At 35.5% G+C, this 11,679-nt stretch carries 9 protein-coding genes and 1 pseudogene; 2 read left to right on the forward strand and 8 right to left on the reverse strand.

Annotated features, from left to right (window positions below; translation table 11 throughout):
* Positions 1 to 255: 255 nt before the first annotated feature.
* The 7 genes and pseudogenes from metA to rne all read right to left on the reverse strand — a co-directional run.
* The gene (gene metA, locus ACGH6P_RS10190) at positions 256 to 1,188 is read right to left on the reverse strand and encodes a homoserine O-succinyltransferase MetA (protein WP_411597400.1); all 933 of its coding nucleotides are present in this window, start codon (positions 1,186 to 1,188) and stop codon (positions 256 to 258) included.
* Positions 1,189 to 1,409: 221 nt separating this feature from the next.
* Positions 1,410 to 2,222 (reverse strand): ATP-binding cassette domain-containing protein, encoded by an 813-nt coding sequence (locus ACGH6P_RS10195; protein ID WP_220216008.1) that lies wholly within the window; start codon positions 2,220 to 2,222, stop codon positions 1,410 to 1,412.
* A gap of 24 nt (positions 2,223 to 2,246) precedes the next feature.
* A complete protein-coding gene (gene sapD, locus ACGH6P_RS10200; RefSeq protein ID WP_065559789.1) occupies positions 2,247 to 3,236 on the reverse strand; it encodes a putrescine export ABC transporter ATP-binding protein SapD in 990 nt (329 codons plus the stop codon).
* Between the two features lie 2 nt (positions 3,237 to 3,238).
* Entirely contained in the window at positions 3,239 to 4,099 is an 861-nt protein-coding gene (locus ACGH6P_RS10205) for an ABC transporter permease subunit (protein WP_411590910.1), read from the reverse strand.
* Positions 4,092 to 4,922 (reverse strand): ABC transporter permease subunit, encoded by an 831-nt coding sequence (locus ACGH6P_RS10210; protein WP_411597401.1) that lies wholly within the window; start codon positions 4,920 to 4,922, stop codon positions 4,092 to 4,094. The genes ACGH6P_RS10205 and ACGH6P_RS10210 overlap by 8 nt, the downstream gene beginning before the upstream one ends.
* A 184-nt stretch (positions 4,923 to 5,106) precedes the next feature.
* Positions 5,107 to 5,640: a hypothetical protein gene (locus ACGH6P_RS10215; RefSeq protein WP_411597419.1), complete on the reverse strand. Its 534-nt coding sequence runs from the start codon at positions 5,638 to 5,640 to the stop codon at positions 5,107 to 5,109.
* A 162-nt stretch (positions 5,641 to 5,802) separates the two neighbouring features.
* Positions 5,803 to 7,797 (reverse strand): annotated as a pseudogene (gene rne / locus ACGH6P_RS10220) (ribonuclease E); the annotation flags it as partial.
* Between the two features lie 741 nt (positions 7,798 to 8,538).
* Here rne and syd point away from each other — a divergent pair.
* Together syd and ACGH6P_RS10230 are read left to right on the forward strand one after the other, a co-directional pair.
* Complete coding sequence (gene syd / locus ACGH6P_RS10225; protein ID WP_411597402.1) at positions 8,539 to 9,066, forward strand: SecY-interacting protein; 528 nt, start codon at positions 8,539 to 8,541, stop codon at positions 9,064 to 9,066.
* Positions 9,067 to 9,202: 136 nt separating this feature from the next.
* Positions 9,203 to 10,378 carry an aromatic amino acid transaminase gene (locus ACGH6P_RS10230; protein WP_411597403.1) on the forward strand — a complete coding sequence of 392 codons (1,176 nt, stop codon included), beginning with the start codon at positions 9,203 to 9,205 and terminating at the stop codon, positions 10,376 to 10,378.
* 117 nt (positions 10,379 to 10,495) lie between these two features.
* On the opposite strand, the gene ACGH6P_RS10235 is transcribed toward ACGH6P_RS10230, so the two are convergent.
* Positions 10,496 to 11,632: an MFS transporter gene (locus tag ACGH6P_RS10235; protein ID WP_220216015.1), complete on the reverse strand. Its 1,137-nt coding sequence runs from the start codon at positions 11,630 to 11,632 to the stop codon at positions 10,496 to 10,498.
* Positions 11,633 to 11,679: the final 47 nt, after the last annotated feature.

Consider the following 11,679-nt stretch of genomic DNA (forward strand, 5'->3'; position numbering starts at 1 on the left):
ATTTTGCATTTTTATATAAAACCATTTTTTTAGGATAGATTATTTTTTGACAGGCGACAAGCTTTTTTTTCTTTTTTAGAAATAAATACGCAATTTATTGGAAATGATTACCCGTTATTTTTTTAATCTCAACAAACAAATTCTAATTATAAATCATTAATCAAATGGTATTGCACAAGCAATAGCCGATCAAAGTTAGAATAATTAATTTATTTTTGGCTCTTTTAATCTAGGTATAATTTCTTTATGTTTGGTTTAATCATCAATTGTTAAATTGCGTGTCGTTAAATCAAATGGTGTTAATTGATAGACATAATAGTTAAGCCAATTGCTGAACAATAAATAAGCGTGACTACGCCATGTAGCTTTAGGGGTTAAGTCTGGATTATTATGAGGAAAATAATTTTCTGGGATAGTTGGCTGAATGCCAACTTTAAGATCACGGAAATATTCATTGGCTAAAGTAAAAGAGTCATATTCAGGATGCCCGGTAACAAATGCCATCCGTTTATCTGCTGTTGCCATTAAATAAGGCCCAGTGATATCTGAATCTGCCAGTATTGAAAGATCGGTATAATTTTTTATTTTTTCAATCGGAAAATCTGCATACCGTGAATGCGGTGCTAAAAAAGAGTCATCGAATCCTCGGGTTAAAATGGCATTAGGTTGTAAAATTTGATGCTGATAAACCCCAGATAATTTTTGTGAACGTGTAAATTTTGGTAAATCATAAAGTACATTTAAAGCGGCTTGTACTGCCCAACACACAAACATGGTTGAGGTGACATGTTCTTTTGCCCATGTGATAATTTCAACTAATTTTGACCAATAGACTACATCCGTAAAGGCCACTTTTCCTAACGGTGCGCCAGTGATAATAAGCCCATCAAAATTTTGTTCACGTATATCGTCAAAATCACAATAGAAACTATTTAAATGCTCGACTGGTGTATTTTTCGATTCACGCTGATCAATACGTAATAGTTGAATATCGACTTGTAATGAGGAGTTGGAAAGCAGTCGTAAAAATTGGTTTTCTGTCTCTATTTTTTTAGGCATAAGATTAAGAAAAAGCAGCTTTAGCGGACGAATTTCTTGTGTATTTGCACGAGAAGATGTCATGATAAAAATATTTTCTTTACGAAGTACATCAACGGCTGGTAATGAATCAGGAATACAAATAGGCATAGCAAAAACTCCTAATAATCAACAATCTTTTATAACCTAAAATAGACGTCTAGAAATCTGTATAGCTAAATATAAGATGTTTTAGATTATTTGTCGAGGTTTTTATTTTGATCAGACAAATCCAATATCTCAAAGAAAATCATGAAACTACTATAAACGAATAAAATTAAATTCGCATTGGTCTTTTTTAGATTGAATAATTGACAACAGTAAGGAAAGAGTTAAAAAGCCCGTGTATCGGTGCGCCATGAGTCAGCGGTTAACGCTTCGCCAAAATAGCTATTAACGAGTTTTTGGGTGATATCACTAAGTGGCGAGGCTAACACTTCGGCGGTATTCCCGTATTCAACAAGTTCGCCTTTGTGCATCACTAAGATTTGATCACTAATATGCTTCATCATCCCTATATCTTGAGTCACATAAATATAAGAGATGTTATGCTCGGCTTGTAATGACAACATCAAATTAACAATCTGTGAACGCATCGAGATATCTAATGCGGCTAACGCTTCGTCTAAAATAATAACTTTCGGTTTTAGAATTAATGCTCTCGCTAGGGCGACCCGTTGTTTTTGCCCCGATGCCATTACCGCTGGATAATAAGAAGCATGTTCAGGCAGTAACCCAACTTGCTTTAATACGTCGCTTATCATTTTTTCACGTTCAAACGCATCGTAATGTGTATTGTGTTTGAGTGGAATTTCAAGCAATTGACCAATGCGAAGTCTTGGATCAAAAGAGCTTTCAACATGTTGAAAAATCATGCGAATAAGTTGACAACGGTAACTATAATCGCCGTATTCGACTTTTGTGCCATCAATCCAAATATCACCACTATCCGGTTTGACCATTCCAACTAACATTTTAGCTAATGTTGATTTGCCCGATCCATTCTGACCAATAATTGCCAAGGTTTTTCCTTCATTGATCGAGAAAGATATCGGTTTAACAGCATCAATGTATAGATGCCCCAAAAATCCTTTAGGAATTTTAAATTGCTTTGACAAATTACGCACTTTTAAAATTGGGTTCATGGTTTAGTCCTGGTATTGATAATTTTACTCATCAGTATTTAAAGGAAAATGACAAGCAACAAAGTGATCTTTAATTTGGATTAATTCGGGTGCTTGAATACATTTTTTTTGTGCATAAGGACAACGTGGGCCCAATCGACAGCCAATAGGTAAATGTTCAAGTGACGGAATAACACCCGGTAAAGTATTTAACGGGCTTTTATGTGGCATTGCCTTACCAAAATCTGGAATGGCGTAAATGAGTGCCTGTGTATAAGGGTGATAAGGCGATTTTATTAAATCTTCGCTATCCGCCACTTCAACCGTCTGTCCACAATACAATACATTAATTCGATCTGTCCACCTTGTAATCATTTGCAAATCATGGCTAATAAGTAAAATCGTGGTGCCCATATTTTGATTCATGCTAGCCAGTAGCCTAAAAATTTGGGCTTCTGTCGTGGCTTCCATAGCATTAGTCGGCTCATCGGCAATGAGTAATTTAGGTTGATTGGCTAATGCAATGGCTATCATGACTTTTTGACATTCACCTTCCGTCAGTTCAAACGGATAAGACTTTAATATTTCTTTATGCTCTTTGATTCCAACCCGATGCAATAGTTCAATCGCACGATTTTTACGCCAAAATAGCCGTTGCCACCAATGACCCTTAAAGGTGCGTCTAGGTATTGCCTCGATCAGTTGTTGCCCAATTTTCATGGATGGATCTAAACATGATTGTGGTTCTTGGAATATCATGGAAATATTCGCACTAATAACTTTACGGCGTTGTTTAGGCGTAAGTTTTAATAAATCAATATTATTAAAATGAAAGCGATCTGCCGAAATTTTCCAATTGTGATTGGTGATCCCTAAAATCGCTTTGGCAATTAAGCTTTTACCAGAACCGGATTCGCCTACTAATCCTCGAATTTCACCTTCTGATAATCTAAGGTTAACCCGGTCGATAGCACGTAGCAGACCGTCAGGAGTAATAAACTCAATCGTTAAATTACGAATATCTAACAATGCCATGATTAATGCCCTGCTCGTCGACCATTTAATCCAAAGTTTAATAAATAAACAAAGATAATGGTAGCTGAAACCGCAATTCCGGGGGATAAAAAGGCCAAGTAATTGGTACCAATAATGTCTTTCATTTTAAACATCATCATCCCTAAATCGGGTCTGGAGGTATCGTTAGCAAAACCTAAAAAGGTGATGCTGGTAATGGCTAAGATAATTGAGCTAAATAACGATACAATTTCAGTTAAATAGACCGGCAGAATATTAGGCAAAATATAGTGATTTAAAATCGTTATTTTGGATAAACCATCAAGCCGATAAGCCGTGATATAAGTTTTATTCCACTCCTTAATCACTCGTTGATGGATATTGTATATAAATCGTGGTGAATAAGATAACCCAATGATTAACAACATATTGGTTATGTCATCTTCAAATAACATACTGACAACGATAACCCCCAATAAAGGTGGTACGACCATAAAAAATCGGAAAATCAATAAAATAAAAGATCGTAGAAATGGAATAAAGAACATTAAATAATTAATTAATCCTGCAATCACAACAACATAAAATACCGCTTTTAGTGTCATCGATAAGGTTGAGCGATAACCAATTAATAAGTAATCAAAAATATCTTGTCCTTTAGCATTGGTGCCTAAAATGTGATTAATATCGCCATTCATAAACCATGCTGGCGGTAAGGAACTTGCATAAATAGGATCTAAATGGGCATGAAAAAACCACTTTGTTGAAACAGCAACAAAGACAATTGCCACAATGCCATAAAAGCCAACAATTGAATAAAGATTACTATGTAGCTTATTAAAACACAATGCCACGCTATTTAATAACCTTGTTACCTTAGACATGATGTTCCTTATGACGTAATGGATAAATAGCCACAGCGGTAATTTCGCCCAATAGTGTTAAAAAGCTTATCACCGTTCCACAAGCAAAAATAGCAATTGAGATAATAAAATAATTATGATGATGATAAGCACCCATAACCCATTGCCCTAATCCAACACGGTTAAATAATATTCCGACAATCATTGTTGAAAACAACAATGTAGTCGTATTATAAGTCAATTGAGGAATAGTTGCCGGAATGGTATTGGGCAATAAATGTCGTCGTAAAATTTTTAAAGGTGACCTTTCTCGAATTGCAGCCATTTTTATGTAGTTCTGGCGTGAGGTATTTTTGACATTTTGGCTAATAAGCTGAATAGTCATAATGCTAGGCTGTATTGCAAGAATGATTATCGGAAGTTTTAAATATTGAAACTGCTCAATCAATAAATCTATTTTATTCTGTTTGTCAGACAGTAAAATCTCTAATAACGATGTACCAATAGCGGAGGAAGAGGTATCAAAATGTATTGATACAGACCAATTTGGAGAGACCCAAAACATAACAATCACAATTAGCATCACAATAGGACATGAATATAGTAATAAGCACCCTAACCGAATCGTGCTATTTAGCCAATTAATATTACTCAAACCTAAAAAGATACCCAACGGTAAACCAACAATTAGTGCTACCGCTAAGGCTAGAATACACAGTTCAATCGTCGCGGATAAAGTATAAAGAAACGAGACCTTTTCTCCTGAGGTTAATGTAAATTGTCCTTGCAATAATTGCCTAAAGAAAGAACTGTAAGCATCAACAATATGAAGATGATTAAACATAGAATGGGGCGAAAAATAGACAAGGCAAAAGCTGATCTGAGCCAAAATGCAGATAATTAATACAAAAGTGACTATTTTTTTCAAAATATAAATAATCATGTTTATCTTATCGCTTTTATTTGTCTAAGTAGGAACAGAAGTGGTCTGATGACCACTCTGTTTATAAATATCAGTTTTGAAACTATTATTCTGAAGGATAGGAAGGTTTACTTGCTTTAGCAAAGGCATGGTTTTGAGAGCTTAAACCGCCCGCTTCTCCTTTCCCTTCAAAGTGATAATCTGATTCTTCCCGTAATTTGAAACCAATTTCAGAATCTACATACTCTGGTGCAGGGGCTTTAGTCATCACTGACGAAGCGTGACCCATAGCTTGAGACACATCAGTATTCACATCACTATCATGACTTTCTTGTTCACTGTCTTTTGCAGCATCATAAACTTGAGTTGATTCAGAATTGATGGATACATCATTCAAATCAGCTGTGTCAATTGTCGGTTCAGAACGGGCTTCTGTCACTTCATTTTTAACGATAACAGGTAATAAAAGTGAAGGAATAACAGGAACCACATTACTTGGTTCATCTTGTGTGATTTGACTATAATCAATCGCAACCCGACCTAATGCCAATTCAAGAGATGCAGCAGCAAATTGTAACGGCATAGGTGATTTTTTAAGATCGCCACTTCGTACCCGTCGTTTATTACGTTGTCCATTCATACGTAGATGTCTGGAAGTGCGTCGTTGACGTTTTGGTTGTGACTCTAAAACAGGTGTTGTCTCAGCCTGTTCAGGCACTATCACCGGTAATAATAACGATGGAATAACAACACGCTCTTCATTGACTTGAATCGGTGCTTCACTATTTTTCACACGTACGCTTTTTGTCAATGAACGTTGTTGACGTCTTGGTTTCACTTCTTTTTGTTTCGGTGTGACCACTTCATTATTATTCGCTGTTTTTTCAGCTTTAGTCGCATTTACCGCATTCGCCGAATGACTATTATTTTGCTTAGTACGACGACTGTTACTACGAGTTGTCTCTTTCACGTCTTCTGTTGCTGCGCTGCTATTAGCATTTGCACCATTGCTATTACGACTATTACGCTGACGGCGACTATTCGATCGATTATTTTCACGTCTTTTAGTCGGTTTTGGTTTAACTTCTGGTTCAGGTTCACTTTTTTCAGCAACAAATAATTTGCGTAACTTACTGAATAATCCACTGAACAAGCCCCCAGATTTTTCAACTTTAGGCTCGCTCTTTTCTTTCGATGTCGTGTTCGCTTCGACTTTTGGCCCTGATAATACCGCTTGTTCAACGATGATTTCAGCCGCTGCGTCTTCTTCCTCTTCTTCCAGTTCTCGGATTAATTTCGGTAAGTTATAACTCAGTACATCAGTCTCTTCGCCAACACGTTTACGAATCACTTTATAAAGTGGCGTTTCCATCTCTTCATCACCCACAATGACAATTTTTACATCAGGGTGCATTCTTTCAATATTATTAATCGCGCGACGTTTTTCATTTAATAAATAGCTGGCAATTGGCACTGGCACGATAACATCAATTTGGACTGTGTTATCTTTCATCGCTTCTTCTTGAATTAATCGAAGAATAGAAAGCGATAATGAATTATTATCACGAATCGTTCCCGTTCCTTGACAACGTGGACAAATGTGATGAGTCGCTTCACGCAAAGACGGACTTAATCGTTGGCGTGACATTTCAAGCAGACCAAATCGAGAAATTCGTGTTGTTTGAATACGTGCTCGGTCTGTTTTCATCGCCTCTTTTAAGCGATTTTCAACTTCACGTTGGTTACGAATTGGTGTCATATCGATAAAATCGATAACAATTAGACCACCTAAGTCACGTAAACGTAGTTGACGAGCAATTTCTTCAGCTGCCTCAAGATTAGTGTTAAAGGCCGTTTCTTCAATGTCACTGCCCCGTATCGATTTAGCGGAGTTAATATCGATTGCTGTTAATGCTTCGGTCGCATCAATTACAATAGAACCGCCGGAAGGTAAACGCACTTCACGTTGAAACGCAGATTCAATTTGACCTTCAATTTGAAAATGGTTGAATAGAGGTACATCCCCCTCATAAAGTTTTAGTCGATTAACGTATTCAACACGCCCCAAATCAACTAATCGTTTTTTAGCGATCTCAAGGACTTTCGGATTATCGATTAATATATCACCCACATCATCACGTAAATAATCACGAAATGCTCGGGTAATAATATCACTTTCCTTGTGGATTAAACTTGGTGCTGGATGATTCTTAGCTTCATTTTGAATCGCTGCCCAATAATTGACTAACGCATCTAAATCTTGTTGTAACTCTTCTTGGCTTTTACCAACACCCGCCGTTCTGGCAATTACACCCATGCCTTTAGGCTTTTCAATAGCGTCAATAATACGTTTTAAATCTGCACGATCTTCACCTTCAATTCGGCGAGACACACCACCAGCACGTGGATCATTGGGCATTAAAACTAAATAACTACCAGCAAGACTAATATAAGTCGTTAACGCAGCACCTTTTTTGCCTCGAATCTCTTTTTCAATTTGAATGAGAACTTCTTGACCTTCTTCAAGATGTTTAATGGTGCGACGACCGGTCATATTGGATGGAAAATAACTATCGGCAATCTCTTTTAATGGTAAAAAACCATCTCGCTCTCCACCATATGAAACAAAAGCCGCCTCTAAACTTGGATTGATTTTAGTAATTTTACCTTTATAGATATTGGCCTTTTTCTGCTCATGCCCAAGACTTTCGATATCTAAATCATATAAGCGTTGGCCATCAACAAGCGCAACTCGCAGCTCTTCTTGCTGGGTTGCATTGATTAGCATTCTTTTCATTATTCTACACTCTTCATTAATCTTAATTAATTGTAGGTAGAATCGTATTATTGATAAATGCTTATTTTAACAATGATAAAAAAAGTACTTAATTCGATATTTCTATACAGTGTTCATTATTTTATTTGTGTTATTTTTGTTATTATTTTATGTGACACCGATTTCACATTGACTACATTAAAATAATATTTTAGGGGGATAACCGCTAAATTCAAAAGTACAAATGACACGCCGAATTATTCCTAAATATATAATTTATTGATATTATTTCAATGGTTAATTTGCAAACCTTCATTTTATTGGTTCTAGCAAATAAACTAAATCTTTATATGATTGTTTAAAATAAACATATTATCTAATTATCTTGATTCTACTTACGCTATTTTGTTTTGACAAACTGTAATGTCTAACGCCATTGCTGCATTACAAGGATAAAAATATCCCCCCTTATTATTCACGTTTCAGCAAAGGATAGCAAGAAAATTAAACTTCATATTTCATCGATAGTTAGATTAATATTTTGAGTTATTTACAAATAATATTTATCATTTCAATAAAATCATATTAGATATATTAAAAATTTATATTAACCACACTAAAAAGCCAAAATTGCTTTACATTTTTTTACGCATTATTTGAAAAATAAAAATTTGGAACTTACTTAGTAGAACATAAAGAGACTTAATTTGTATAATAGAAGAAAAATATAAAACAAATTCAAAAAAGAGACTTAACTTATTTATGAAATCACCCGAAAAAACAGCCTTACTTGATTTTACTTCTCGTTGGATGACTCAATTTGATTATGCCCCTAAAAGTGAAGAATTACATGCCATTACTTCACCTTGTATACTAAAAACAGCGCAACTTGCAGTATATTGGCAACCTTTTTTATTAGAGCCGGCAAGAGATCTAACTATTGTAGAACAAGTCGTTAACATCAATCTGTGTCAAAGTGCTCATGTTTTTTATGGCACACAATATGCCGGAAATATAAACGCAAACTTTGCTGATACTCATTTAGTATTACTACAAGCATGGAATGATGACGATTTCTCAAATTTAGAGCAGAACTTAATTGCCCATTTGTCGCAACAAAAAAGATTAAAACGAATACCAACTATTTTTATTGCCTCTACCAATGAAAGTACCGAAATTATCGCCATAAATAATTTAACTGGCGAAGTGGTTAAAGAAGATCTCATTAGTGGAGAACTGACGATATTAGCTGAAAATTTAACATCATTTTTTAATAATCTTTCAATTTAATGAAAAAAAATAATTCATAAAAATTAACAAGATTATCGTCTAAACATTTATTCACAAATTGTCTGTATCGAAATTGTGTATTATAAAATATTATGTATATAATGCGATGAAAGTGATTAGACGAAATAGGTGAATTATGTTTGAAAGTTTAACAGCAGCACCGGCCGACCCGATACTTGGATTAGCCGATCTTTATAATAAAGATGAACGCACCAGTAAGATTAATTTAAGTGTCGGTGTCTATAAAGATGAAACCACCCAAACACCTATTTTAGAAAGCGTCAAAAAAGCCGAACAATTTTTATTAAATAACGAAACCACAAAAAGTTACTTATCCATTGACGGAATCAAAGAATTTAATATCGCCACACAAATCTTATTATTCGGTAACGAAAATGAACGAGCCAGAACGGCACAAGCACCTGGAGGCACAGGCGCTTTACGAATCATGGCCGATTTTTTAGCTCGCCGAACCAAAGTAAAACGTATTTGGGTCAGTAATCCTTCATGGCCAAATCATCGAAGTGTCTTCCAAACTGCTGGTCTTGAAGTGCGAGAATACCGTTATTATGATGCACAAACCCATAGCTTGGACTTTGATGGATTGATGCAAGATTTAAGTAAAATTGCAGCAGGTGAGGCGGTACTTTTTCACGGTTGCTGTCACAATCCAACCGGTATCGATCCAACTCCTGAACAATGGCAAGCCATTTCAGATTTAGCCTTAAAAAATGGTTGGTTACCGTTGTTTGACTTAGCTTATCAAGGATTTGGACAAGGTATAGAAGAAGATGTGTATGGATTACGACTATTCACCGATCATCACCCAGAATTATTAATTGCTAGCTCATACTCTAAAAACTTTGGGCTATATAATGAACGAGTTGGTGCTTTTACCTTAATCGCTGCTGATACGGAGATTGCGGATCGGGCTTTTAGCCAAGTTAAAACCATTATTCGTGCCAATTATTCTAATCCACCCGCTCACGGCGCCAAAATTGTATCTTATATTTTAAATAACAAGGAATTAAAAGAAGAGTGGATCGATGAATTGACAAGTATGCGTCAACGTATTCATCGTATGCGCCAATTATTTGTCAAAACATTACAAGATAAAGGTGCCAATCAAGATTTTAGCTTCATCGCTAAACAAAACGGCATGTTCTCTTTCAGTGGATTAACAGAACAACAAGTACTGAAACTGCGTAACGACTACGGTATTTACATCGTGAATTCGGGACGAATCAATGTCGCTGGCATGACCCTTGATAATATGTCACGCCTGTGTGAATCGATAGTTGAAGTGTTATAAGCCTATTTTATGAAGTCAATTTTTAGGCATTATTGTTGATTAACTGTTGTGTTAGTTTGATAAAGACAGCATGAGGGATTGATTATCAATCCCTCTGCATATTAAGGATATCACGACTTATCTGGTAAATTTTTTAAATAATAAACAGGCAAATACAATATCTAACACACACAGTGAAATCAGCACTAAAAACGAGCCTAAAACACCGCTTGAATCTAATCCTAAACTAAACAGATACGGATAGCCAAATACGCCAATGAAGTAGCTTAAACTAAAAATAGTTAAATAGATACTTCGCTTTTCAGCATCGATGTCTTTAACCATTTGAGTTTGAATTAACGGATAAACCAAACCATAACTTATGCCTAATAATGACGACGGTACAATATAAAAAATATTGTTTGTCGTAACCAAAAATAGACACAAAGCGATCAACATAATGAATAACAAGCCGATCATGGCTAACTGCTGTGACAGTTTTAAAATAAATTTAGCCAGATAGAATCGGGCAAATAATAATGAAAAAGTATAAGAAATATAAAATATCGAAAAGTTTAAATTCTTCTCTTTCGCAAACACAAATTGAAAGTTCATCATTGAAATGTAAATACAGGCGCCTAAAAATACCATTATTAACGGAATGACCGCATTTGAAGTAACAATGGTTTTCATTACTGGCAAAATCGATAATTTACTGCTATTTTGCTTATTGGATAAGGTTACATTAAAAAATAACCCACCGGCTAACAAACTCAACAACACAGCAAACATAAACATATATTCAATAGCAATATTATAATCGAGCAGTGTTTTGACTATCACTGGCGATAATCCGGCACCTAACATATTAAATGCCGAAATAAACATAAAATGACGACTTAATTCGGCAGTATTACTGGTTGACGACACCATAATCGGCCCCAACGTATAAATAATCCCCCACCCTGCACCAAGCAACAAACCTGCAATATAAAGAAAAACACCACCTGTATACAAAATCAATGCGATAGCAAAGGCATAAATTAACGCCCCCATTGCAGCAATCACATTAGTAGAAACAGATTTCAACACATAAGGAATCGACAAAATCGACGCCACTACCCCAATGATCCCCATTGAAATAATTTCACTCGACATCACTAACGAAAGCTTTAAAGTGTCGGTTAAAAATAACGGCAGCGTTAACATCACGCCATAGGCAAAAGAGGTTAAAAAAGAGCCTAAGCAGACTAATTTAAATAATTTATTATTCATCACTATTTATTCCTTTTTATTAAGCAGGCTCACGTTGTCCCCACGAT

The organism is Gilliamella sp. CG25 (genome assembly GCF_046635705.1).
Lineage (GTDB): Bacteria > Pseudomonadota > Gammaproteobacteria > Enterobacterales > Orbaceae > Gilliamella > Gilliamella apicola_I.